The organism is Streptomyces sp. NPDC042100 (assembly GCF_055582325.1).
Window position 1 is genome coordinate 589,629 of the sequence record NZ_JBVJDK010000001.1, and the last position, 23,750, is coordinate 613,378.

Annotated in this window: 22 protein-coding genes; 12 read left to right on the plus strand and 10 right to left on the minus strand. The window is 74.6% G+C overall.

The window, feature by feature from the left end; translation table 11 throughout:
- Positions 1–26 precede the first annotated feature (26 nt).
- Together sucC and sucD are read left to right on the plus strand one after the other, a co-directional pair.
- Positions 27–1,205, plus strand: a complete 1,179-nt coding sequence (gene sucC, locus ACZ6J5_RS02825; protein WP_362480708.1) for an ADP-forming succinate--CoA ligase subunit beta — start codon at positions 27–29, stop codon at positions 1,203–1,205.
- A 19-nt stretch (positions 1,206–1,224) separates the two neighbouring features.
- Positions 1,225–2,109, plus strand: a complete 885-nt coding sequence (sucD, locus tag ACZ6J5_RS02830) for a succinate--CoA ligase subunit alpha (RefSeq protein WP_046912434.1) — start codon at positions 1,225–1,227, stop codon at positions 2,107–2,109.
- Between the two features lie 140 nt (positions 2,110–2,249).
- On the opposite strand, the gene ACZ6J5_RS02835 is transcribed toward sucD, so the two are convergent.
- Positions 2,250–3,728 (minus strand): sigma factor-like helix-turn-helix DNA-binding protein, encoded by a 1,479-nt coding sequence (locus tag ACZ6J5_RS02835; RefSeq protein ID WP_469386908.1) that lies wholly within the window; start codon positions 3,726–3,728, stop codon positions 2,250–2,252.
- Positions 3,729–3,856: 128 nt separating this feature from the next.
- Here ACZ6J5_RS02835 and ACZ6J5_RS02840 point away from each other — a divergent pair, with 128 nt between their 5' ends.
- Complete coding sequence (locus ACZ6J5_RS02840) at positions 3,857–5,632, plus strand: cell division protein PerM (RefSeq protein ID WP_469386910.1); 1,776 nt, start codon at positions 3,857–3,859, stop codon at positions 5,630–5,632.
- A gap of 4 nt (positions 5,633–5,636) precedes the next feature.
- On the opposite strand, the gene ACZ6J5_RS02845 is transcribed toward ACZ6J5_RS02840, so the two are convergent.
- Entirely contained in the window at positions 5,637–6,344 is a 708-nt protein-coding gene (locus ACZ6J5_RS02845; RefSeq protein ID WP_469386912.1) for a hypothetical protein, read from the minus strand.
- 238 nt (positions 6,345–6,582) lie between these two features.
- Between ACZ6J5_RS02845 and purN the strand changes: the two genes are divergently transcribed.
- Positions 6,583–7,209 (plus strand): phosphoribosylglycinamide formyltransferase, encoded by a 627-nt coding sequence (gene purN, locus ACZ6J5_RS02850; protein WP_469386914.1) that lies wholly within the window; start codon positions 6,583–6,585, stop codon positions 7,207–7,209.
- On the plus strand, positions 7,187–8,749 hold the full coding sequence (purH, locus tag ACZ6J5_RS02855; RefSeq protein WP_469386915.1) for a bifunctional phosphoribosylaminoimidazolecarboxamide formyltransferase/IMP cyclohydrolase: 1,563 nt from the start codon (positions 7,187–7,189) through the stop codon (positions 8,747–8,749). The genes purN and purH overlap by 23 nt, the downstream gene beginning before the upstream one ends.
- Before the next feature lie 106 nt (positions 8,750–8,855).
- Here the strand turns inward: purH and ACZ6J5_RS02860 are convergent, their stop codons facing one another.
- From ACZ6J5_RS02860 to ACZ6J5_RS02880, 5 genes are all read right to left on the minus strand, one after another.
- Positions 8,856–10,136: an ABC transporter permease gene (locus ACZ6J5_RS02860; protein WP_469386917.1), complete on the minus strand. Its 1,281-nt coding sequence runs from the start codon at positions 10,134–10,136 to the stop codon at positions 8,856–8,858.
- A complete protein-coding gene (locus tag ACZ6J5_RS02865; RefSeq protein ID WP_469386920.1) occupies positions 10,126–10,821 on the minus strand; it encodes an ABC transporter ATP-binding protein in 696 nt (231 codons plus the stop codon). The genes ACZ6J5_RS02860 and ACZ6J5_RS02865 overlap by 11 nt, the downstream gene beginning before the upstream one ends.
- Positions 10,814–12,109 carry a hypothetical protein gene (locus ACZ6J5_RS02870; RefSeq protein WP_469386921.1) on the minus strand — a complete coding sequence of 432 codons (1,296 nt, stop codon included), beginning with the start codon at positions 12,107–12,109 and terminating at the stop codon, positions 10,814–10,816. Before ACZ6J5_RS02870 ends, ACZ6J5_RS02865 begins: the two co-directional genes overlap by 8 nt.
- Positions 12,110–13,132 (minus strand): hypothetical protein, encoded by a 1,023-nt coding sequence (locus ACZ6J5_RS02875; protein WP_469386923.1) that lies wholly within the window; start codon positions 13,130–13,132, stop codon positions 12,110–12,112.
- Between the two features lie 161 nt (positions 13,133–13,293).
- The gene (locus tag ACZ6J5_RS02880) at positions 13,294–13,677 is read right to left on the minus strand and encodes a peptidase inhibitor family I36 protein (protein ID WP_469386925.1); all 384 of its coding nucleotides are present in this window, start codon (positions 13,675–13,677) and stop codon (positions 13,294–13,296) included.
- Positions 13,678–14,036: 359 nt separating this feature from the next.
- Between ACZ6J5_RS02880 and ACZ6J5_RS02885 the strand changes: the two genes are divergently transcribed.
- Positions 14,037–15,485 (plus strand): DUF2079 domain-containing protein, encoded by a 1,449-nt coding sequence (locus ACZ6J5_RS02885; protein ID WP_469386927.1) that lies wholly within the window; start codon positions 14,037–14,039, stop codon positions 15,483–15,485.
- A gap of 96 nt (positions 15,486–15,581) precedes the next feature.
- Here ACZ6J5_RS02885 and ACZ6J5_RS02890 read toward each other — a convergent pair whose 3' ends face one another.
- Positions 15,582–16,175, minus strand: a complete 594-nt coding sequence (locus tag ACZ6J5_RS02890) for a hypothetical protein (RefSeq protein ID WP_469386929.1) — start codon at positions 16,173–16,175, stop codon at positions 15,582–15,584.
- Between the two features lie 236 nt (positions 16,176–16,411).
- Between ACZ6J5_RS02890 and ACZ6J5_RS02895 the strand changes: the two genes are divergently transcribed.
- From ACZ6J5_RS02895 to ACZ6J5_RS02920, 6 genes are all read left to right on the plus strand, one after another.
- A complete protein-coding gene (locus ACZ6J5_RS02895; RefSeq protein ID WP_469386930.1) occupies positions 16,412–17,272 on the plus strand; it encodes a bifunctional methylenetetrahydrofolate dehydrogenase/methenyltetrahydrofolate cyclohydrolase in 861 nt (286 codons plus the stop codon).
- Positions 17,273–17,274: 2 nt separating this feature from the next.
- Positions 17,275–17,931, plus strand: coding sequence for a DUF3017 domain-containing protein (locus tag ACZ6J5_RS02900; protein ID WP_469386932.1), 657 nt, complete (start codon positions 17,275–17,277; stop codon positions 17,929–17,931).
- A 337-nt stretch (positions 17,932–18,268) separates the two neighbouring features.
- Entirely contained in the window at positions 18,269–19,258 is a 990-nt protein-coding gene (locus ACZ6J5_RS02905) for a malate dehydrogenase (RefSeq protein WP_469386934.1), read from the plus strand.
- A gap of 147 nt (positions 19,259–19,405) precedes the next feature.
- Complete coding sequence (locus tag ACZ6J5_RS02910) at positions 19,406–21,202, plus strand: hypothetical protein (RefSeq protein WP_469386936.1); 1,797 nt, start codon at positions 19,406–19,408, stop codon at positions 21,200–21,202.
- Positions 21,195–21,596, plus strand: coding sequence for a hypothetical protein (locus tag ACZ6J5_RS02915; RefSeq protein WP_469386938.1), 402 nt, complete (start codon positions 21,195–21,197; stop codon positions 21,594–21,596). The genes ACZ6J5_RS02910 and ACZ6J5_RS02915 overlap by 8 nt, the downstream gene beginning before the upstream one ends.
- A gap of 1 nt (position 21,597) precedes the next feature.
- The gene (locus tag ACZ6J5_RS02920) at positions 21,598–22,491 is read left to right on the plus strand and encodes a serine/arginine repetitive matrix protein 2 (RefSeq protein ID WP_469386939.1); all 894 of its coding nucleotides are present in this window, start codon (positions 21,598–21,600) and stop codon (positions 22,489–22,491) included.
- On the opposite strand, the gene ACZ6J5_RS02925 is transcribed toward ACZ6J5_RS02920, so the two are convergent.
- Both ACZ6J5_RS02925 and ACZ6J5_RS02930 read right to left on the minus strand, forming a co-directional pair.
- Positions 22,481–23,209 carry an isocitrate lyase/PEP mutase family protein gene (locus ACZ6J5_RS02925; RefSeq protein ID WP_469386941.1) on the minus strand — a complete coding sequence of 243 codons (729 nt, stop codon included), beginning with the start codon at positions 23,207–23,209 and terminating at the stop codon, positions 22,481–22,483. The two genes, ACZ6J5_RS02920 and ACZ6J5_RS02925, sit on opposite strands and share 11 nt — an antisense overlap.
- Positions 23,206–23,718 (minus strand): carboxymuconolactone decarboxylase family protein, encoded by a 513-nt coding sequence (locus ACZ6J5_RS02930; RefSeq protein ID WP_469386943.1) that lies wholly within the window; start codon positions 23,716–23,718, stop codon positions 23,206–23,208. The genes ACZ6J5_RS02925 and ACZ6J5_RS02930 overlap by 4 nt, the downstream gene beginning before the upstream one ends.
- Between the last annotated feature and the right edge of the window lie 32 nt (positions 23,719–23,750).

A 23,750-nucleotide genomic window follows, 5' to 3' on the forward strand; every position in this document is an offset into this window, starting at 1 on the left:
CGCGATCATCTAGAAAAGGGACGCGCGTGGACCTGTTCGAGTACCAGGCGAGGGACCTCTTCGCCAAGCACGGTGTACCGGTGCTGGCCGGTGAAGTCATCGACACGCCTGAGGCGGCGCGCGAGGCCACCGAGCGACTTGGCGGAAAGTCGGTCGTCAAGGCGCAGGTGAAGGTCGGCGGCCGCGGCAAGGCCGGCGGCGTCAAGCTGGCCGCGGACCCGGACGAGGCCGTCGCCCGCGCGACGGACATCCTGGGCATGGACATCAAGGGCCACACGGTCCACAAGGTGATGATCGCCGAGCTGTCCCCGGAGATCGAGGCCGAGTACTACGTCTCGTACCTGCTCGACCGCACCAACCGCACCTTCCTGGCCATGGCCTCGGTGCAGGGCGGCATGGACATCGAGGAGGTCGCGGAGAAGACCCCCGAGGCCCTCGCGAAGGTCCCGGTCAACGCCAACGACGGCGTCACCCTGGAGAAGGCCCGCGAGATCGTCGCCCTGGCGAAGTTCCCGGCCGAGGTCGCCGAGAACATCGCCGAGGTCCTGGTCACCCTGTGGGACACCTTCGTCGCCGAGGACGCCCTCCTCGTCGAGGTCAACCCGCTGGTGAAGACCAAGGACGGGCGCATCCTGGCCCTCGACGGCAAGGTCTCGCTCGACGAGAACGCCGACTTCCGCCAGCCCGAGCACGAGGCGCTTGAGGACAAGGCCGCAGCCAACCCGCTCGAGGCTGCCGCCAAGGCCAAGGGCCTCAACTACGTGAAGCTCGACGGCGAGGTCGGCATCATCGGCAACGGCGCCGGCCTGGTCATGTCGACCCTGGACGTCGTCGCGTACGCCGGTGAGAACCACGGCGGCGTGAAGCCGGCCAACTTCCTCGACATCGGCGGCGGCGCGTCCGCCGAGGTCATGGCGAACGGCCTGGAGATCATCCTCGGCGACGCGGACGTCAAGTCCGTGTTCGTCAACGTCTTCGGCGGCATCACCGCCTGTGACGAGGTCGCCAACGGCATCGTGCAGGCCTTGGAGCTCCTCGCCTCGAAGGGCGAAGAGGTCACCAAGCCGCTGGTCGTGCGCCTCGACGGCAACAACGCGGAGCTGGGTCGCAAGATCCTGTCCGACGCCAACCACCCGCTGGTGCAGCGCGTGGACACCATGGACGGCGCGGCCGACAAGGCCGCCGAGCTCGCGGCCGCGAAGTAAGGGACCAGGACACACAGCCATGGCTATCTTCCTCAACAAGGACAGCAAGGTCATCGTCCAGGGCATGACCGGTGCCACGGGCATGAAGCACACCAAGCTCATGCTGGGTGACGGCACCAACATCGTCGGCGGCGTGAACCCGCGCAAGGCCGGCACGAAGGTCGACTTCGACGGCACCGAGATCCCCGTCTTCGGCACCGTCGCCGAGGCCATGAAGGAGACCGGCGCCAACGTCTCCGTCCTCTTCGTCCCGCCGGCCTTCGCCAAGGCCGCCGTGGTCGAGGCGATCGACGCCGAGATCCCGCTCGCCGTGGTCATCACCGAGGGCATCGCCGTCCACGACTCCGCCGCGTTCTACGCGTACGCCGTGGAGAAGGGCAACAAGACCCGCCTCATCGGCCCGAACTGCCCCGGTCTCATCACCCCGGGCCAGTCCAACGCCGGCATCATCCCGGGCGACATCACGAAGCCGGGCCGCATCGGCCTGGTCTCGAAGTCCGGCACGCTGACGTACCAGATGATGTACGAGCTCCGTGACATCGGCTTCTCCTCCGCCGTCGGCATCGGTGGCGACCCGGTCATCGGCACCACGCACATCGACGCCCTGGCGGCCTTCGAGGCCGACCCGGAGACGGACCTGATCGTGATGATCGGCGAGATCGGCGGCGACGCCGAGGAGCGCGCGGCCGACTTCATCAAGGCCAACGTCACCAAGCCGGTCGTCGGCTACGTCGCGGGCTTCACCGCGCCCGAGGGCAAGACCATGGGCCACGCCGGCGCCATCGTCTCCGGCTCCTCCGGCACCGCCCAGGCGAAGAAGGAGGCCCTGGAGGCCGCCGGCGTCAAGGTCGGCAAGACGCCGACCGAGACGGCCAAGCTGGCGCGCGCGATCCTCGCGGGCTGAATCCAGGACTGACCGGGGCCCGGCCCCGTACACGAGCGGGCCCCGCCCCTCCCGGAAGACCGGGTGGGGGCGGGGCCCGCTCGCGTGCGCGCCGCGTGCGCCGGACGCCGCGTGCGCCGTCCGGCGAAGGCCGGTCCGCGTTACTCCACCCGGGGGATCAGCCGTTCCGGGCCGGGGTGCGGGCGGGAGCGCAGGTGGTCACGGAGCTCCTTGTCCTCAGGGCCCAGCTTCAGCGGGCCGCCGCGCACCGGGACGCCCTCGACGATCTCGCCGGGCGCGTTCACCGGGATGTAGCGGGTCGGCGCCGTGGACACGGTGAAGGCCGTGACGCCGATCAGCGCCGCGGTCACCCCGAAGACGGCCCTGGTCAGCAGCCTGCCGCGGCGCTCGCTGCCCGAGCGCACGCTGCGCGCGGCGGGCAGGGTCGCCGTCGGCGCCTCCGCCACCAGCGCGGCGAGCCGCCGCTGGAGCGCCTCCGGGTCGTCGAGCCCGGGGACCCGCTGCCCGATGACGGTACGGGCGTGCAGCAGCCGGTTCCCGGCCGCCGGGGTGCTCGCCTCGGTCTCCGCCGCCGTCTCCGGCAGGTCGAGGCCGAGGCCGTCGTAGAGCAGCACGGTCCTGCGGTACGGCGCCGGGAGCTCCAGGAGTGCCGCGAGCAGGGCGCGCCGGGACGCCTCGGTCGGCGCGGAGTCCGGGTGCCGGTGGCGGCGCCTGAAGCGGTGCCAGGGGGACAGCGCGTACTCGTACGCCGCCGCGCGCACCCAGCCCACCGGGTCGGCGTCGACGGCGACCTCGGGCCAGTGCTGCCAGGCGTGGTGGAAGGCGTGCTCGACGGACTCGCGGGACAGGCCCCGGCGCCCGGTGAGCAGGTACGTCTGGTGGACGAGGCCGGGTGCGGCGTACGTGTACAGCGCGTCGAAGGCCTGCTCGGGCGTGAGCCCGGCCTCCACGGCGGCCTCCGCGGCCGGTACGGCCGGGGGCTCGGCCGCCGGTCCCCGCGCGGCGCGCGGCCCGGCCTTCCGCGCGGCCTTCGGCGTCCGGTCGGGCCCCGGCCTCCGGTCGTCCCTCGGCGCCCGCCCGCGCCCCGGCCCGGTCGTCGTGCCCGGCCGCGCCTTCGGGTCCGGCCGCGTCGTCGTCTCCGGCTCCGCCTCCGTCTCCGGCTCCGGTACGGCCCGGGCGGCGGGCTCCGGGGCCGGTTTCAACCGCTCGCGCGGGGGCGCGGGCGCGTCCTTCGCGGCGGCCGGGCGGGCGGGGCCGGTCCGCGCGGGCGCGGTCTTCCCGGGGCCCGCCTTCGCGGTGGCCGCCGGGGCCGGCGCGGGGGACCTGGGCGGCCGGTCCGGGCCCTTGGCGGCCGGACGCGGGCGGGTGGCGGCGGGGGCCGGACGGGCGGGCTTCTCCGTACGGGGCGCCGTGGGCTCCTCGTACACGCCGAGCAGCTTCGCGTACGCCTCGCGCTTGCGGCCCCGGGGGGCGCTGCGGCCGGTCTCCCAGGAGCGGACGGTGGCGCGGGTGACGCCCATGGCCTCCGCGACCTGCTCCTCGGTCAAGGAGAGGGCCTCGCGAAGGCGCCGCCGCTCCTTGGGGGAGGGCAGCGAGACGGTCGGACTCGTCGGGCTCATCGGTGTCGACCTCCCGCGGTGCAGCCGGTGCAGCTCTGGGCGGAAAAGTACATAAACGTATATTGAGCGACACAACGGCCATTCGCCTGTTACGCGGGCAAACCGCGTGTCGCTGGCAGCATGGGCCCGTGACGCAAGTGACCGACCACCGCCCGCCGTTGTCGCCCGACGCCCCGGTCCAGGGGGCCCGTTCGGCCGCCCTGGCCACCGCGTTCGTCCGCGGCGGCGTCGCCGCCGGCCTCGGCCTGGGGGCCCTGGCCGTGCTGGTGACGGCCGCCTGGATCGCCTCCCCGTTCCCGGACAGCGGCCCCGGCGGGGCCCTGCACACGGCCGCCGGGCTCTGGCTGCTGGCCCACGGCGCCGATCTGCTCCGCACCGATACCGCCGGTGGGGTGCCCGCGCCCCTCGGCGTCACCCCGCTGCTGCTCTCGGCCCTGCCGCTGTGGCTCGCGCACCGGGCCGCGCGGGACACCCTCGATGCCGAGGACGGGCGCCCGGTGCCCTCGCCCGCCGCGACGGTGGCCGCCGTCTCCGGCGGATACCTGCTGGTCGCGGCCCTGGTCGTGGCCTACGGCGAGAGTGGGGCGCTGCCCGCCGACCTGCCCGCCACCGGGGTCTGGACGCCGCTGACCGTGGTGGCCGCCGCCGCGGCGGGCGCCTGGACCGCGCACGGCCGCCCGCTGCCGGGCCGCCCGGAGACGGTCGTCGCCCTGCGCGCCGCCGGGCTCGCGCTGGCCGTGCTGCTGGCCGGCGGGGCGCTGCTCGCCGGGGGCTCGCTGTTCTGGCACCTCGGCGCCGCCCACGCCTCCCTCGACGGCCTCGCGGGGGAGTGGTCGGGCCGCGTGGCCCTGCTCCTGCTGGTCCTCGCGCTGCTGCCGAACGCGGTGGTCTGGGGTGCGGCGTACGGGCTCGGCCCCGGCTTCTCCGTCGGTACGGGCGCGCTGGCCACCCCCCTGGGCTTCGCCGGCGCCCCGGTGCTCCCCGGCTTCCCGCTGCTGGCCGCGCTCCCGGCCGAGGGCCGCGGCACCTGGCCGCACTGGTCGGCGGTGGCCGTCCCGCTCGTGGCCGTGCTGCTGCTCGGGCGCCGGGTGGGCCGGGCGGCCCGCGCGTGGGAGGTCCGGGAGGCGGTCCAGGCCGCCCTCGTCGCCTCCTGGGCCTGCGGGGCGGCCGTGGCGCTGCTCGCGGCGGCGGCCGGCGGCCCGCTCGGCGCGGGGAGGCTCGCGGCCTTCGGCCCGGTGTGGTGGCAGGCGGGCGCGGCGGCGGTGCTGTGGGGCTCGGTGCTCGGCGTCCCGACCGCGCTCGCGGTGCGGTCCTGGGGGCTGCGGGACCGCACCCGGCGCCCGGCGTCCGGCGGGGGCCCGAAGCCGTACGCGGCGGCGGTGGCCGGGGCGATGGCCGGAGTGGCGGCCGGCGCGGTCCCGCCCGTGCCCTCGGCCCCGCCCGTACCGCTGGTCTCGCCCGGGACGTCCGGTCCGCCCGGCCTGCCCGTGACTCCCGGCCTGTCCGGCCTGACCGGCGCATCCGGCCTGACCGGCGCATCCGGCCTGACCGGCGCGTCCGGCCTGCTCGGCGCCTCCGGCACGTCCAGCGCGTTCGGCCTGCTCGGCGCCTCCGGCATGTCCGGTCCGCCCGGCACCCCCGGTGCGGCACCGGAGGACCTTGGCGCCGCCGGGGCGCCCCCCGGGGGAGCGGGCGCCGACTCCTCGCTGGGCGCGCTCGCCGCGCTGGACGCGCTGGAGGCCCTGGACCGGCGCGGCGCCTTCGAGGGGCTCGACGGCCTCGACGACCTCGACGAGGGCACCGGCGACGCCGGCTACGGCTTCCTGCCCGCCGCCTGGGAGCCCCCGGCCGGGCCCGCCGCGCCGCCGCCCTCCGCTCCCGGCCCGGCCGCCGAGGCGCCCTGAGCGGCTACTCGCGCTCGCCGAAGACGGTGCGCAGCTTCTCCGGCAGCAGGTTGTTGCAGGCCAGCTGGCCCTGCCGGGTCAGGGCGTCGTCCCGGCACTCGTAGTAGTCCCGGTAGGCGAGGCGCACGGTGAAGGCGCCCGCCACGATCGCCAGGGCCACCGAGGAGGCGACCAGTCCGCTGACCGCCGCGGTCCGCTTCGAGCGGGCCGCCCCGGCCGCCGCGGCGACCTGGACCGGCGTCGGCGGCGCGTCGGTGCCCTCCGGGGCCTTGGCCTTGGTGCGCAGGGCGCTGACCGCCCAGTACAGGCCGAGGGCGCCGAGCAGCAGCGCCAGCTCCTCGATGCCGAAGACCGCGAAGAAGAACGCCCACATGCCCGAGAGCACCGCGTACCGGGCGCGCCGCTGGGCCGGGTCGGTCGGGTCCCAGCGCAGCCCCGGGCCCTGACCGCCCTCGGGGCCGCCGGGGCCGCCGGGACCGCCCGAGGGCTGGTCGGGGCGGCGGCCGAAGCCGTCGGAGGAACGCCCCGGCTGGCTGCTGCTCCAGCCGGGCCCGCCCGCGGGGCGCTGCCCGCGCTCGCCGCCGACAGAGCCGTCGGTGCCGTTTGGGTTCTCGGCGCCCTCGGGGCGCCGCGGCTGCCACGGCTGGTCCGGCCGCCCCTCCGGCGGCGGCGCGAACGGGTTGTTGTCGTTCGTGGACTGGCGATCCGGCATGTGCTGGACGTCTTCCCTCTGTCTGTCGTGCGCGGGTGTCGGCCGGGTGTCGGCCGGGGGTGGCCTGCTGTGGCGTGTCGTCAGACCCGACGCTACCCTCCGGCCCCGCCCCCGTCCCGTGGGGGCCGTGCGGTGTGCCGGTATCGTTGCTGACGGCCGAGCCCTTCGTAGGGTTCCCCGTATCGCGGGATGCGATTCGTTCGTACGACCGCACAAACACCACGGAAAGAGTGACCCAGTGGCTGCCGCCCGCCTCGTCGTCCTGGTCTCCGGCTCCGGCACGAACCTCCAGGCCCTGCTCGACGCCGTCGCCGCCGACCCGGAGGGCTACGGCGCGGAGATCGTCGCCGTGGGTGCCGACCGGGACGGGATCGCCGGTCTGGAGCGGGCGGAGCGCGCCGGACTGCCCACCTTCGTCTGCCGCGTCAAGGACCACGGCAGCCGCGAGGAGTGGGACCGCGCGCTGACCGAGGCGACCGCCGCGTACGGGCCGGACCTCGTCGTCTCGGCCGGATTCATGAAGATCGTCGGCAAGGAGTTCCTCGCCCGCTTCGGCGGCCGCGTGGTGAACACCCACCCGGCGCTGCTCCCCAGTTTTCCCGGTGCCCACGGCGTGCGTGACGCACTCGCCTACGGGGCGAAGGTCACCGGGTGCACCGTCCACTTCGTCGACGACGGTGTCGACACCGGCCCGATCATCGCCCAGGGCGTGGTCGAGGTCCGGGCCGAGGACGATGAGGCCGCGCTCCACGAGCGCATCAAGGACGTCGAGCGCTCGCTGCTCGTCGAGGTCGTGGGGCAGCTCGCCCGCAACGGCTACAGCATTGAGGGACGAAAGGTTCATGTCGGTGAACGACACCGTTAAGCCCATCCGCCGCGCGCTGGTCAGCGTCTACGACAAGACGGGGCTCGAAGAGCTGGCCCTCGGACTGCACGGGGCCGGGGTCGAGCTCGTCTCCACCGGCTCCACCGCCTCGAAGATCGCCGCGGCCGGCGTCCCGGTCACCAAGGTCGAGGAGCTCACCGGCTTCCCCGAGTGCCTGGACGGGCGGGTCAAGACCCTCCACCCGCGCGTGCACGCCGGCATCCTCGCCGACCTGCGCCTGGAGTCGCACCGCGAGCAGCTCGCCGAGCTGGGCGTGGAGCCCTTCGACCTGGTCGTCGTGAACCTGTACCCGTTCCGCGAGACCGTCGCCTCCGGCGCCACCCCGGACGAGTGCGTCGAGCAGATCGACATCGGCGGCCCCTCCATGGTCCGCGCCGCCGCCAAGAACCACCCGTCCGTGGCCATCGTCACCGAGCCCGGCGCCTACGCCGCGGTGCTCGACGCGGTCAAGGAGGGCGGCTTCACGCTGGCCCAGCGCAAGCGCTTCGCCGCGCAGGCGTTCCAGCACACGGCCGCGTACGACGTGGCCGTGGCCTCCTGGTTCGCCGACGACTACGCGGCGGCCGACGACTCCGGCTTCCCCGACTTCCTGGGCGCCACCTACGCCCGCAAGAACGTGCTGCGCTACGGCGAGAACCCGCACCAGGGCGCCGCGCTCTACGTCGACGGCACGGGCGGTCTCGCCGAGGCCGAGCAGCTGCACGGCAAGGAGATGTCCTACAACAACTACACGGACACCGACGCCGCGCGCCGGGCCGCGTACGACCACGCCGAGCCGTGCGTCGCGATCATCAAGCACGCCAACCCGTGCGGCATCGCGATCGGCGCCGACGTCGCCGAGGCGCACCGCAAGGCGCACGCCTGCGACCCGCTCTCCGCGTTCGGCGGCGTGATCGCCGTCAACCGCCCGGTGTCGGTCGCGATGGCCGAGCAGGTCGCCGAGATCTTCACCGAGGTCATCGTCGCCCCGGCGTACGAGGACGGCGCCGTCGAGGTGCTGGCCAAGAAGAAGAACATCCGCGTGCTGCGCGCCGAGGGCGCCCCGGCCAACCCGGTCGAGGTCAAGCCCGTCGACGGCGGCGCCCTGCTCCAGGTCACCGACCGGCTCCAGGCCGACGGCGACGACCCGGCGAACTGGACCCTCGCCACCGGTGAGGCGCTCTCCGCCGAGGAGCTCGCCGAGCTCGCCTTCGCCTGGAAGGCCTGCCGCGCGGTCAAGTCCAACGCGATCCTGCTCGCCAAGGACGGCGCCTCGGTCGGCGTCGGCATGGGCCAGGTCAACCGCGTCGACTCGGCGAAGCTGGCCGTCGAGCGGGCGGGTGAGGAGCGGGCGCGCGGCGCGTACGCCGCCTCCGACGCCTTCTTCCCCTTCCCGGACGGCCTGGAGATCCTGACCGCCGCGGGTGTGAAGGCGGTCGTGCAGCCCGGCGGCTCGGTCCGTGACGAGCTGGTGGTCGAGGCGGCGGCGAAGGCCGGCGTGACGATGTACTTCACCGGCACCCGCCACTTCTTCCACTGAGCCCGAGCACCCAGGCTGAGCCCGAGCCCTCCGGCTGAGCCCGAGCGCCCCGGCCGGGGCGCTCGCCCGAGCCCCCTTCGATCCGTCGAGGGGGGCTCGGGCGCGCTCAGCCGCGCAGGGTCTCCGCCGGGGCCACCCGGGCCGCCGCGAGCGCCGGGTAGACCCCGGCCAGCATCCCCACCGCGAGGCCCAGCAGCGGGCCGGCCGCCGTCAGGCGCGGGTCGAGGACCACGAGCCAGCCCTTCGCGAGCGCCGTGCCCGCCGTGACGTCCACGCCGACGGCGGTGCCGAGCACCCCGCCGGCCAGGCCCAGCAGCCCGCACTCCACCAGGAACTGCGCCGCGACCGCCGCCCGTCCCGCGCCGACCGCCCGGCGCAGCCCGATCTCGGAGCGCCGCTCGACGACCGATACGTACGTGGTGTTGCTGACGCCCAGCGCGCCGATCAGCAGCGACACCCCCGCCAGGCCCAGGAACAGCGCCCGGGTCTCGCTCTCCACCCCGCCCCGGAAACTGCCCAGGTCGGCGGGGACGATCGCGGCCAGCCGGTCCGGACCCTCGGGGTAGAGGGCGAGCGGCGCCTCCAGGCCGGCCTGCTGGGCCGCGCCGAGCTCGGTGCGCAGCACCGCCTCGGTGGGCCCGAAGACCAGCCGCCCGCCCTCCCCGCCGTCGGCGTCCGCGCCCGCCGCCGGAGGCCGGGCCAGCACCCCGCCGTCGGCCGCGCAGTTCGCGTACGGGACGACGACGGCGCCGCTGAGCCGGGTCTCGCCCGCCGGGGCGCGGAAGGTGCCGATGACGGTGAACGGGCGCCCCGCGAGCCAGACCGAGGGCGCCGCCTCCGGGTCGCGTTCCAGCAGCGCGTCCAGGCCGAGCGCCTTGGCGGCGACGGTGTCGACGACGGCGACCGCGTCCGCGCGGGCCATGTGCCCGGCGTCGGGCAGCCGCCCGGAGCGGGCGGCCACCCCGAGCGCGGCGAGCGCCCCGTCGTCGGCGGCCAGCACCCGCAGCTCCTGCGGGGTGGCCCGGCCGAAGCGCGGGCCGAGCGCGGAGACGGCGGGCCGCTCGTCGGCGGCGCACAGCAGCCCGGCCGACCGCACGCCGTTGAGCGCGCGGGCCCGCCGCGCCGCGTCGGCGCCGGGCCGGGCGGCCTCGTTGGGGAAGCGGACGGTCACGGCGGTCGCCTTGAGCGCGTCGAAGCGGCCGGAGACGGCGTCCGCCGCGCTCGCCGTGATGCCGGTGGTGGCGAGGGCGGCGGCGATGCCGAGGGCGATCCCGAGGACGGTGAGCAGCGAGCGCAGCCGCCGGCCCAGTACCGCGTACACGGCCTGGACGGCGATGTCCGTGAACGCCGTGCCGGTACGGGCCCGCCCCCGCCGCTCAGCCGACAACGCGCCCGTCCACGACCCGCAGCTCCCGGTCGGCGCGCTCGGCGACGTCCCGCTCGTGGGTGACGACGACGACCGTCCGCTCGGGGGTGACGAGCGCCCGCAGCAGGTCCATGACCTGGGCGGTGTTGGCCGAGTCCAGGTTGCCGGTCGGCTCGTCGCACAGCAGCACCGACGGCTGGTGCACCACCGCGCGGGCCAGCGCGACCCGCTGGCGCTCGCCGCCCGAGAGGGTGGTGGGCCGGGCGGTGAGCCGGTGCCGCAGGCCGACCGCGCCCAGCGCCCGCTCGGCCAGCTCCCGCCGCTCGGCCCGGGGGTGCCGGGTGTGCACGAGCGGCAGCTGCACGTTGCGCAGGCAGCTCAGGTACGGCACGAGGTGGAAGGACTGGAAGACGAAGCCGAGCCGGGCGGCCCGCAGCCGGGTCCGCTCCCGTTCGCCGAGGGTCCGCACGTCGACGCCGTCCATGGCGTACCGCCCGCCGGTGGCCGTGTCGAGCAGCCCGAGGATGTTGAGCAGGGTCGACTTGCCGGAGCCGGAGGGGCCGGTGACGGCGACCATCTCGCCGGTGCGGATCTCCAGCGTGGCGTCGACGAGCGCGGTGACCGGGCGGGCCGCCGGGTACGTCTTGGAGACCCCTTCCATGGCGACCACCACCCGGCGCCCGTCCGGCGCGGGGTCCTCAGCCAAGGCCGGCCTCCCGGTACGCGTAGCCGACGAGCAGCGGGGCCCCCGCCCTGAGCGCCGGGTCGGCGGCGGTCACGGCCGCCCGGCCGCCCACGGTCAGGGCCACCTCGACGGGCACGTGCCGGCGCCGGTCGCCCTGGAGGAGGGTCACCGACACCACGCCCGCCGGGTCGGTCCACAGTGCGGAGACGGGGACGACGATCGCGTCCGGCGGGCTGGTGCGCCGGACCACCTCGACGGTGACGGCGCTGCCCAGCGCCCGGTCGGGCACGCTCCCGCCGATGTCGAAGTAGGCGGTCCTGGCGCTGCCGCCGGTGCTCAGCCGGGCGTACGAGCCCTGGAGCCGGGCCGCGCCGAGCCCTTCGCCGCGCGCCTCGGCGCGGGTGCCCCGGGGCAGCGCGGTGAGGTCGGGCAGGTCGGGTTCGGCGACGGGCACCGCGACCTGCCAGCGCCCGCCGGTGACGGTGAACAGCGGTTCGGCGGCGCTCATGCCGACCCGGCCGGGCACGTCGCCGACGACGGCGGGCAGCGAGCCGAGGTAGGTCACCTCCGACATGGGGAGCGTGACGACGGTACGGGCCGGGGGCGGCGGCGCGGAGCCGGAGCCCGAGCCCGCGTCGGAGCCCGAGCCCGCGTCGCCGCCCCCGGAGGTCTTGCCCCCGCCGCCCGGGGCGGTCCCGCCGCCCGCGCCCTCGCCGGTCCCGTCGCGGGCGCCGCCCTCCGGGCCGAGCTGGGCCCGGTAGCCCGCGGCCCGGTAGAGCCGCCTGAGGTCCCGGGCGGTCCGGTCGTCGAAGGTGCCGGTGACGGGGGTCCCGTACCGCTGCTCCAGGGCCTGCTGGAGCTGGCGCACGTCGGGGCCCTCCATGCCCTCGGAGAGGTCCCGGTAGGCCGGGAAGGCGCCCTCCAGGAGGAAGAGCGGGCGGCCGGAGACCTCGGCGGCGACGGCGCCGTTGGCGAGGCGCTGCCCGGGGCGCAGGGCGAGCCGGGTGACGACCTGCCGGGCCGCGCCCGCGCCGGACTCGGGGCCCTTGACGGTCAGGGTGCTGCTGCGGGTCAGGGTGCCGTCCCAGCGCTTGCGGTCGACCAGCGGGCCGGCCGTGGCGGGCACGGTGACGCTGGAGCGCGGCGGCGCGGCGGCCGAGGCGGCGCGCTGCTCCGGGGTGCGGGCCTGGGAGGCGGCGATCCAGGCACCGCCGCTGGCGGCCAGCGCGAGGACGAGACCGGCGGCCCCGGCCACCCGGCCCCAGCGGCGCCGCCGGGGGCCGCCGGGGGCCTCCTCCGTGCCGTCCACTCAGGACTCCAGCATTTTCTGGGCCTTCTTCTGGGCCTCGGTGAGAATCTGCTGGTAGGTGACGAGGTCGGGTTCGTTCTTCACGTACAGCGCCGTGAGGGATTTCTGGTAGGCGGCCCGCCAGAAAGTGTCGTACCTCGCGGTGTCCGCGCAATTCGCGTCGGCTTTCGCCTGGGCGATCTCCTGTTTCCTGCCGGATTCCACGGCGGCGGTGTCGAGGTTCTTCCCGCCGCCCTTTCCGCCGTAATATTCCTTCGCCTTCTTGATGGCTTCGGTGGGCGACTTCATTCCGCCGTATCCGGCCTTGTCCATGCAGGACGACCAGGTGCCGACGGCCTTCAGGAAGGCGTCGGACCCCTCCGCCTCGCGGCCGGCCTCGTGGCGCATCCCGTTGTCGGCGAGCCACATCAGGCGCAGGTACTTCGGCATGTCGCCGTAGAGCGCCTTCCGGGTCTCGCCGACGCAGCCGCCGCTCGGCGAGGAGAACTTCCCCTCCCCGGTCTCGTAGCTGACGAGCCGGTCGGGGGCGCCGTTCTTGGCGAGGGTGTAGCGCCGCTTCTCCGCGTCGGGCAGGTCCGCCCACGGGCCGGGCCGGTCGCGGGTCGAGTCCTGCGGGGCGGCGCCCGTGCCGTCGCCGGCGCCGTCCGGGCCGGCGCCGTAGCCGTGCCGGGCGGCCTCCTCGGCGGTGGGGGAGACCCGGCCCTCGGGGGCCTCGGGGCCGCCGCCGTCGGGCATCGGCGCGGGGTCCGGCGGGTGCACGGTGAAGCCTCGGGAGACCATGCACGCGCGGGTGAGCCGGAGCTCCATCGCGCCGACCTGGCGGGCCAGCTCCTTAGCCGAGTTGAAGGCCGCGGTGGCCTTGGCGGCACTGGCCGCGTCGGGTGCGGAGGCCGCGCCCCGGGTGGCGTCGGGACCGGCCTGCGCGCCGTCGTCCTGGGCCGGGCCCGAGCCCGATCCGCAGCCGGTGACCAAGGCGAGGGCGGTGGCGGCGAGCGTGGCGCCGATCCGGTGACGGGGGAGCATACGGGTCCCTTCGGAGGTCCTTCCGGTGCCCTGCCGGCGGTCCGGTCGGCGTGCTGCCGGGCGGTCCCGGCGGGGCGGTAGGGTGGCGGCGGGACGCCTCCCCCTCCTGCGATGAGGGGGAGGCGTCCTCTGCGTCACCCGGGGTCACCGCCGGAGCGGGGTCAGCACCAGCTGGTGCCGTCCCACTTGTGCGAGCGGCCGTTGTCGTTCTGCGAGCTGCCGCCCGCGCCGAGCTGGTAGCCCGGGTTGAAGCAGGTGTTGACGGTGCCGTAGTTGGCGTAGGCGTACACCTTCACCGTGACGCTCCACTTGTTCATCCAGGAGCTGTCGTTGTCGTAGATCGCCGACTGGTCGGACCAGTTGGCGTCGGCGCCGCTGAAGCGGTACATCGGGTAGTTCTGGTTGAACTCCTGCGCCTGGTAGACGCAGAAGTAGCCGTCGTAGCAGTTGCGGTCGACGGCGGAGGCCGGGGACGTGACGGCCATGGTGAGGCCGGCCGCGGCGGAAACCCCGAGGAGTGCGGAGATCATTCTGCGCTTGACCATGTGCTCTTCCTTTCACGTGGCGTGTCGGGAGAAACGGGTCGTGCGGTGGAGGAAGCTAGCACAGCTCCGACGGCCGCTGTCCGGAAGTTTTTGCTCCGGCTGACGACTTCGGGCCAGCGGTCTGCAATATGGCTGAAATAATTGCGATGACCAGTGCATTCCGGTCATGGGCATTCCGTGTAAGGCATATGCGGCCGACGTCCGCACCAGCGCCCATTCCGTGCCGAATTCGCGATCATGTGGGTGGAGCACTGAATTCCGTACCGAGTCAATGTGAGCTGCGTCACATCTGCCCCCCGGATGGGCGACTCTGGTCTAATAGGTTGCTCTTTTGTCGGCGGCCGGTTCCTGGGGGCGCGGTGTTGGATGTGCAGAACGGATCCACGACGGGGTCAGCCGCCCCCGGGGCGCGCGGCGGGCCGTCGCCGGGCCTCTCTCCGGCGCCCGTGCGCCCGTACGCGATCCTCGCGGGCGTGCTGTGCGCCCTGTACTTCCTGTACTCCTGGGTCCAGTACGCGCGCTTCCGCAACCCCTCCTGGGACCTCGGGATCTTCGAGCAGGCGGTCCGGGCCTACGCCGAGCTGCGCGCCCCGATCGTCGACATCAAGGGGCCCGGCTTCCTCATACTCGGGGACCACTTCAGCCCGGTGACCGCGCTCCTCGCGCCGCTCTACTGGGTCTGGTCCTCCCCCCTCGCCCTCCTCTTCGCCCAGGCCGCGCTCTTCGCCGCCTCCGCCGCCGTCGTCGGCCGCACCGCCCAGCAGGTGCTCGGCAGCCGGGCCGCCGGCATCGCGATCACCGTCGCCTACGGGCTCTCCTGGGGCCTCCAGGAGGCGGTGAAGTCCGACTTCCACGAGATCGCCTTCGCCGTCCCGCTGCTCGCGCTGACCTGCCGGGCGCTGCTCCTCGGGCGCTGGCACGCCGCCGTCGCCTGGTCCGTGCCGCTCGTCCTCGTCAAGGAGGACATGGGGCTCACCGTCGCCATGGTCGGCGCGGTCCTCTTCGTGAAGGGCCAGAAGCGGATCGGCGCGGCGCTGGCCGGATTCGGGACGGCGTTCTTCGCCCTCACCGTGCTCGTCCTCATCCCCGCCGCGAGCAGGGTCGGCCAGTACGACTACTGGGCCAAGATCGAGAAGACCGGCGACGGCGCGGACGTCGGCCTCCTCGACTCGGTCCTCGGCGCCTTCGGTCCCGGCGACAAGTGGGAGATGCTCTTCTTCCTCGTCGGCATCACGGGCTTCCTGGCCCTGCGCTCCCCGCTGATGCTGCTCGTGCTGCCGACCCTGGCCTGGCGCTTCCTCTCCCAGGACCCCAACCACTGGGGCATGGTCTGGCACTACAGCGCCATCCTGATGCCCGTCGTCTTCCTCGCCCTGGTCGACGCCGTCCGCGCGGTCCGCACCTCGCCGCGCGCCTGGCTGGCCGCGTACGGGCGGGTCGCCGTCCCCGTCGTCACCGCGATCGCCGCCGTGCACGCCCTGGACCTGCCGCTGCGCGAGCTGCTGCGCTCCGAGACGTACGCCACCGACGCCCGGACCGTGGACGCGCGCCGCGCGGTGGCCGCCGTGCCGGAGGGGACCAGCGTCGAGACGAACGTGACGCTCATGGCGCACCTGACCTCGGACCACACCGTCTACTGGGTCGGCGGGGCCACCGGCGTCCACCCCGACTACCTCGCCCTCGACCTGAACTCCGGCTGGTCCCAGCCCGTCACCGACCCGGTCCAGCTCGCCTCCCAGCTGCACCCGGAGGCGCGGTACGAGATCGCCGCGCAGTCGGGGCAGTTCGTGGTGCTGAAGCGGAGCTGAGCGGACCCCGGGCGCGGACGCGCCGAGCACGCCGGAACGCCGAAGGGGCCCGGTTCCAGGACGGAACCGGGCCCCTTCGGGCAGGGCTGCCGGGGCTCAGACGCGCGGGCGCTTGAACCAGGCGGCACCGTCGGCCTTGGCCACGAAGACCAGGATCAGGACGGCCAGCACCAGGTGGATCAGGCTCAGCGGGAACCACGGGTAGAGGCTGAACACGATGGTCAGCGACGACAGCACGATGAGGCCGATGCGGGCCCCGCCGCCGCCCTTGCCGATCTGGAGCGCGCCCCAGATGGCGCCGGCCAGGAAGAGGACGGCGAGGACGATCAGCGCGTAGATCATCCCGGTGCCGAACTTCGTGACCGCGTCGAAGCTGGAGTCGGCGTTCAGCTCCGGGTCGTCCTTCAGCTTCTGGACCGCGGCGAGGCCCAGCACCAGCAGCGCCAGGCCGACGACCTGGAGACCGGCGATGACCCACAGCATCACGCGGGCCGCCTTGAGGGTGCCCGGCATCTCGACCGGGCCGGCCGGGAAGCCGCCGTACTGGTCCACCGGCGGGGCGGCCGGGTAGCCGTAGCCCTGCTGCGGCGGGACGCCCTGCGGCGTCTGCTGCGGGTAGCCGTAGCCGGGCTGCTGGCCCTGGGGCTGCTGGGGCTGGCCGTAGGGGTTGTTCGGTTCGCCGAAGCTCATCGAGGGGTTCCTCCGTGAATTCTGTGCGGGGACGACGCGGCCCGCGCGGAGGAAGTGTGACCACGTGTTTCACAACAAATGAGCGGTTTTGCCCCCCAGCACTGCCCGCGGCACTGCTTGGATCATCGTCGTCAATGCGCCGTCCGCTTGTCCAGTCGATAGGCCGCGGAGTTGTGCAAGTGCAATCTTCGATTCCGAATTGGAAACGGGCGGGGGTCTTCCGGGAGGATGGCCGCATGAGCGCCCAGATTCTCGACGGCAAGGCCACCGCAGCCGCGATCAAGTCCGATCTGACCGCCCGGGTGGCGGACCTCAAGGAGCGGGGCGTCACGCCCGGTCTCGGCACCATCCTGGTCGGCGACGACCCCGGCAGCCAGAAGTACGTCGCCGGCAAGCACCGCGACTGCGCCCAGGTCGGCATCGCCTCCATCCAGCGCGAACTGCCCGCCACCGCCACGCAGGAGGAGATCGAGGCGGTCGTCCGGGAGCTCAACGACGACCCCTCCTGCACCGGCTACATCGTCCAGCTCCCGCTGCCCAAGGGCATCGACGAGAACCGGGTCCTGGAGCTCATGGACCCGGCCAAGGACGCCGACGGCCTGCACCCGACCAACCTCGGCCGGCTGGTCCTCAACGAGCCCGCGCCGCTGCCCTGCACCCCGTACGGCATCGTGCGGCTGCTGCGCGAGCACGGCGTGGAGATCGCCGGGGCCGAGGTCGTGGTCGTCGGCCGCGGCGTCACCATCGGGCGCCCGATGCCGCTGCTGCTCACCCGCCGCTCCGAGAACGCCACGGTCACCCAGTGCCACACCGGCACCCGCGACCTCTCCTCGCACCTGCGCCGCGCCGACATCATCGTGGCCGCCGCGGGCGTGCCGCACCTGATCAAGCCGGAGGACGTGAAGCCGGGCGCCGCGGTGCTCGACGTCGGCGTCTCGCGCAACGGCGAGGGCAAGATCGTCGGCGACGTCGACCCCGGTGTCGCCGAGGTGGCCGGCTGGATCTCGCCGAACCCCGGCGGCGTCGGCCCGATGACCCGCGCCCAGCTCCTGGTCAACGTCGTCGAGGCCGCCGAGCGCGCGGCCGGGGTCCGCTGACCGTGCCGGCCACCGGAACCCCGGAGCGGCCGACGGGCCCCACGACCGACAGCGCGGTGCCGCCGGACGGCGAGCCGCCGGAGACCGTAGGGGCGGAGACGGCAGAGACGGCGGAGACGGCGGAGGCCGCAGGGCCGGGCGCCGAGGAGCCGGGCGCCGGGGAGTCGGGCGGTGGCAAGGTGTCGGCCACCGCCGCCACCGCCGCCACCGCCGACGCGCCCACCGCCGAAGCGCCCGAAGCGCCCGACGCGCCCGCCGCCCCCCGGCGGCACCCCCGTGCCACGCTCACCACCGGCACCGTGCGCCCCGAGGGCGGTGGCCGGGCGGCGCCCGGTGACGCGCCCGCGCCCGCGCGCCAGTGGCCGCTGCTGACCGTGCTCGGGCTGGCCGGGCTCGGGCTGCTGATCGTGGGCACGGACCTGTTCCCGCAGGCCTTCCGGGTCGGCACCCTGCTGGTCGGGGTCGCGCTGCTGACCGGCGCGGTGCTGCGCCGGACGATGCCCTCGGTGGGGATGCTCGCGGTCCGCTCGCGCTTCACCGACATGATCACGTACGGGGTGATGGGCGGCCTGATCGTGTTCCTGGCGCTCATGGTGCAGCCCTCGCCCTGGCTGCGGATCCCGTTCCTGGAGGACGTCCTGCACCTCACGGTGACCTGACGGCCCGTACCCCCGTACCCCCGCACCCCGTACATACGACGGCGCCCGTCCTCTCCCCCGAGGGAGGACGGGCGCCGTCCGATCCAGGGTCATGTACGCGCCAATGGCTCTTCAAGGTCCGCCGGGTCCTTGTGGCACGGAAGTGACCGTTCCGGTACGTCGTCGGGGAGGTGCGGCGGCAGTGAGCCGTCCCACAAGGGGGCGGGGGTCCGGACGGGCGCGGGTCGGATAGCCTGACGCCGGATATCTCTTCACGTCGAGACAAGGATCGATCAAGAGGGGTATCCCACACCAGGGGCAGGGACCCCCCACCGCCAGCTGTCTTACGGAGATCGCCATGACCCGCACTCCCGTGAATGTCACCGTGACCGGCGCGGCCGGCCAGATCGGCTACGCGCTGCTCTTCCGCATCGCCTCCGGCCACCTGCTCGGCGCGGACGTGCCGGTCAAGCTCCGCCTGCTGGAGATCCCGCAGGGCGTCAAGGCCGCCGAGGGCACCGCCATGGAGCTCGACGACTGCGCCTTCCCGCTGCTCAAGGGCATCGACATCTTCGACAACCCGAACCAGGGCTTCGAGGGTGCCAACATCGGCCTGCTCGTCGGCGCGCGCCCGCGCGGCCCGGGCATGGAGCGCGGCGACCTGCTCGCCGCCAACGGCGGCATCTTCAAGCCGCAGGGCGAGGCCATCGCCGCGCACGCCGCCGACGACGTCAAGATCCTGGTCGTCGGCAACCCGGCCAACACCAACGCCCTGATCGCCCAGTCCGCCGCCAAGGGCGTCCCGGCCGAGCGCTTCACCGCGATGACCCGCCTGGACCACAACCGCGCGCTGACGCAGCTGGCCCAGAAGACCGGCTCCTCGGTCACGGACATCAAGCGCCTCACCATCTGGGGCAACCACTCCGCGACCCAGTACCCGGACATCTTCCAGGCGGAGATCGCCGGCAAGAACGCCGCCGACGTCGTGAACGACGAGGCGTGGCTGGCCGACACCTTCATCCCGACCGTCGCCAAGCGCGGCGCCGCGATCATCGACGCCCGTGGCGCGTCCTCGGCCGCCTCCGCCGCCAACGCCGCCATCGACCACGTCCACACCTGGGTCAACGGCACCGCCGAGGGCGACTGGACCTCCATGGGCGTCCCGTCCGACGGCTCCTACGGCGTCCCCGAGGGCCTCATCTCCTCCTTCCCCGTCACCTGCAAGGACGGCGCGTACGAGATCGTCCAGGGCCTGGAGATCAACGACTTCTCCCGCACCCGCATCGACGCCTCCGTCAAGGAGCTGTCCGAGGAGCGCGACGCGGTCCGCGAGCTCGGCCTGATCTGAACGAGCTGAACCCGCCCGGCTTCCCCGGGCACCCGGCGCCCCCGGCCCCTCGGCCGGGGGCGCCGTGCGTTCTATGCTGTCCCCTCGCGCCGCCCCGGACCCCAACTCCGGAGCCCACGCGCACCGTTCGAGACATCGGGGGAAGTCATGACGCAGCCGTCCGTTCCACCCCAACCCGGACCACCGCCGCACCCCGGACCACCGCCGTCCGGACCGCCGCAAGCCGGGCCGCCGCCGTCCGGGCCGCCGCCCGGCACCGTCCCGCGCGCGGCGCCCGCCGCCAGTGAGGCGACCCGGCTGCTCTGCGCCGGGGTCTACCTCGACGACCGCTTCCGCGACGCCGTCATCGACGAGCTCTACGTCCACGAGGAGCGCGTCGCCGCGCCCGCCCTCGGCGTCGACGCCGCCCGCGTCCTCGCCCACGCCCTGCGCGCCCGCCGCATCGAACTCGGCTGGTCCGCCGGGATCCTGGCGCTGTGGATCATCGCCTTCCCGGTGACCAAGGGTCTGGTCGGCTTCCTCGTCCTGCCCTTCCTGCTGCTCGCGCTCGGCCGCTGGGTGCGCGGCCGGGCCGACCGCGCCCCGCTCTACCGCGCCGCCCCCGCCCTCGTCCTGCGCTGGTACGGGCGCCTGGTCCTGGTCCAGGTCCTGCTGCTGCTCGCCACCCTGGCCTTCACCGGCGAGGAGACCCGCTGGGAGCTGCTGTCCGACCTCGGCGACTGGGCCGAACTCCCCGGCCTCGCCGTCCTCTTCGGCACCCAGGAGCTCTGGGGCCTCGGCCGGCTGGAGGTCTGGCTCACCCTCGCCGTCCCGCCGCTGCTCGCCTGGGCGGTGGCCACCCAGCGCGGCCAGTTCGCCCGCTCGCTCACCGGCGAACTGGACCGGCTGCGCTTCGCCGACCACGCCGCCGACCCGGCCGAGCGCTTCCAGGGCGCCCGCTTCCGCAGGCTGCGCGACCGGATCCGCGTCGAGCAGCACTCCCGGCTCGTGATGTACCGCTCCGAAAACCCGTTCTGCGGCGCCGGCGAACCGTACGAGCCCTGGTCGCTCTCCGTCGAGCTGCGCCCCCGCAAGAGCCTCGACGGCACGGCGCCCGAGCCGCTCGACAACAGCGCGATCATGCGCCACATCGTGCCGCTCGTGGAGGGCCTGCGAAAGCCCTCCCCGCACGGCTCCCCGGAGCTCGCCGCCGCCGTCCGCGACCGGCTGCGCCACCTGGAGATCGACGAGGTCGTCTTCCTGCCCGTGGACGGACTGCCGGCCCGCGCCGCCGCCCCGTACACCCCGGAGGGCTTCGAGGCGCACCGCTCCGGCGCCATCGAGGAGGGCGGCGAGACCCGCCGGCACTTCCTGCGCGTCCGGGTCGGCGGCTGGGGCGAGGAGATCGTCGTCACCGTCTTCGTCCGGGTCCACACCCAGGGCGGGATGCTCATGCTGGAGGTCGCCCCGCACGTGCTGCGCCCGGTCGCCGGGCTGTACCGGCACGCCGACCGGATCGCCCACCGCTACCGCCACAACCACCACTTCGGCAAGGCCGTCTGGGCCCTCGGCCAGGTCCCCCGCTCCGCCGGGCAGGCCCTCGTCACCCTCGGCCGGTCGCTCGGCGCCCTGTGGCGGCAGACCACCGGCGGGCACGCGGGCGCGCTGCCCGAGGGGCCGCGGGTCTCGGTCCGCGAGCTCGGCTCCGACGACGAGGCCTCCCTCTTCCAGGAGATGGACGTCAGCCGCTATCTGAAGAGCGTCCAGGACCGGGTCGCGAACGGCGTCACGGTGGCGCTGCGCCAGGCCGGTTACGAGACGGCCGAGTTCGAGCAGAAGATCGTGCACGTCGCCGAGGGCGGGACGTTCATCGAGAACACCAAGGGGAACGTCACCATCGGCGACCACAACACCGTCACCAGCAAGAACTTCCAGACGACGAAGACCGGAGGCGACCGTGGCTGACCAGCCCCAGCCCCAGCCCCAGGACCGCAACGCGCCCGCGGCGGGCGGCATCAGCATCACCAACACCCGCGGCAACGTCACCGTCGGCGACCACAACCGGGTGTCGTACACCGTCCAGGGCACCGGCCCCGAGCGCGACCCCGCGCAGGAGGAGCTGCTCCAGGCGATCGGCAGGCTCCGCGCCGACCTCGGCGGTGTCGTCGCCTCGGCGCAGACCGCCGCCCTGGACGCCGAACTCTCCGACGCCGAGGACGAGATCGAGGGCACCGGCGCCGCCGGCACCGGCCGGCTCACCCGGCTCCGCCAGGCCCTCGCCGACGCCGGGGCCGTCACCGGCATCCTCGCCTCTGGTGTCGCCGTCGGCCAGGCCGTCGGCGCGCTGCTCGGAGGATGAGATGAGCGGGTACGGGGGAGGGGCGCGCTGGAACGACGAGACGCAGAGCTGGGAGCCGGTCACCGGGCCGCCCCAGGACACCGGGGCCCAGGGGCCGCCCCAGCCCGAGCCCTTGCGGTTCCAGCCGCCCCAGCCCTTCCCGGAGCTCCCCGCGCTCCCGGCGCAGCCTCCCGGGCCGTCGGCGTTCCCCGGCTACGACCCGGTCGCGCCGCCCTTCCCGCCCCCGGCCCCGCCCGGCCCGCCCGCGGGGTCCGGGCGGGGGCGGCGGGCGGTGGTCGCCGGGGTCGTGGCGGCGGCGGTCGCCGTGGGCTTCGGCGGCTGGCTGCTGTGGGGCCGCGACGGCGGCACGGGAACGGGGACCCAGGGACCGCCCCCGGTCACGACCACGGCCGTCCAGGACACGCCCTCGGCCACCGGCACCCCGTCCGGCGAGGTCTCCCCGTCGTCGGAGGCGACGCCCTCGGACGGCGCGGTGCCGCCCGGCTTCCGGACGGTCCAGGACCCGGCCGGCTTCAGCGTCGCCGTGCCGGAGGACTGGAACCGCACCTCCTCCGAGCAGGGCGTCTTCTACAACTCGCCCGACGGGAAGAGCCTGGTGCAGATCTTCACCCTCGGCGAGCCCGGCACCACCCCGCTCGAATCGCTGCGGGGGACCTCGCGGACCCTCTCCGCCAAGCCGGGCTACCAGGAGATCTCCCTGGGCCCGGCGGGCGAGGGGGACGCGGCCGAACTGGTCTACGCGTACGACCGGGAGGAGGGCCGCCGCAAGGTGGTGGACCGGGCGTTCACCGGCCCCGACGGACGCCAGCACGCGATCCTGGTCGCCGGACCGGAGACCGACTGGCCCCGCCAGCGCGAGACCCTCACCACGGCCCTGGCGTCCTTCAGGCCCTGAGCAGCCCGTCCGCGAGCTCCCTCGCCCCGGCGAGGGTGCGCAGCAGCAGCCCCTGGCCGAAGGTGATCCGGGTGGCGCCGAGCCGCCCCAGCCCGGCGAAGTCCGGATCGCCGGGCCGGGCCAGGAAGTTGAGCGGCCCCTCGACCCCGGCCGCCCGCAGCCGGGGCAGGTCGGCCGCCGGGGCGAGGATCGGGAAGACGCAGTCCGCGCCCGCCGCCCGGTAGCGCCGGGCGCGTGCGGCGGCCTCCTCGACGCCCCCGCCGCCGCGCAGGTACGTGTCGATCCGGGCGTTCACGAAGAGCGCGGGCCCGGCCGCCGCCCGGACCGCCGCGAGCCGCTCGGCGTGCGCGTCCGGGTCGCGCAGGCCGCCCGTACGGTCGGAGTCCTCCAGGTTGAGGCCGACGGCGCCGGTCTCCAGGACCCGCTCCACCAGCTCCTCGGGGGACAGGCCGTAGCCGCCCTCCAGGTCGGCCGTGACCGGTACGGACACCGCCCGGACGATCCGGGCCACGGCAGCGAACATCTCGGCGGCCGGGGTGTGCCCGTCCTCGTGGCCGAGGGCGGCGGCGATGCCCGCGCTCGGCGTGGCCAGGGCCGGGAAACCGGCCTCCTCGAAGACCCGGGCGGAGGCCGCGTCCCAGGGCCCCGGCAGGACCAGCGGGCGCCCGCCGGCCGGGACGTCGGCGTGCAGCGCCCGCAACTCCCCGGCGCGGCTCACCGCTTGTGCGAAGCGGGGGTGTAGTGGCCCGGCACCATCCGGGTGGTGACACCGATCCGGTTCCAGGCGTTGATGACGGTGATCGCGCCGATCAGGTGCGCGAGCTCGGTCTCCTCGAAGTGCTCGGCGGCCTTCGCGTACACGTCGTCGGGCACGAAGCCGTCGGTGAGGACGGTGACCGCCTCGGTCAGGCCGAGGGCGGCCAGCTCCCGCTCGGTGTAGAAGTGCCGCGACTCGCGCCAGGCCGAGAGCTGCACGACGCGCTGCACGGTCTCGCCCGCCGCGAGGGCGTCCTTGGTGTGCATGTCGAGGCAGAAGCCGCAGTTGTTGAGCTGCGAGGCACGGATCTTGACCAGCTCGTAGAGGGCCGGCTCGACGTGCTTCGCCGCGGCGATCTCCAGGCCGATCATGGCCTTGTAGAACTCCGGGTGCCGCTCGGCGAAGGCCATCCGGGAGGCGTGCTCGGGCGCGTACGCGGTCTGCTCGGTGTGCTGCGTGGTGGTCGTCATACCGATCACCGTACGGGCCCGGTGGTGCCCGG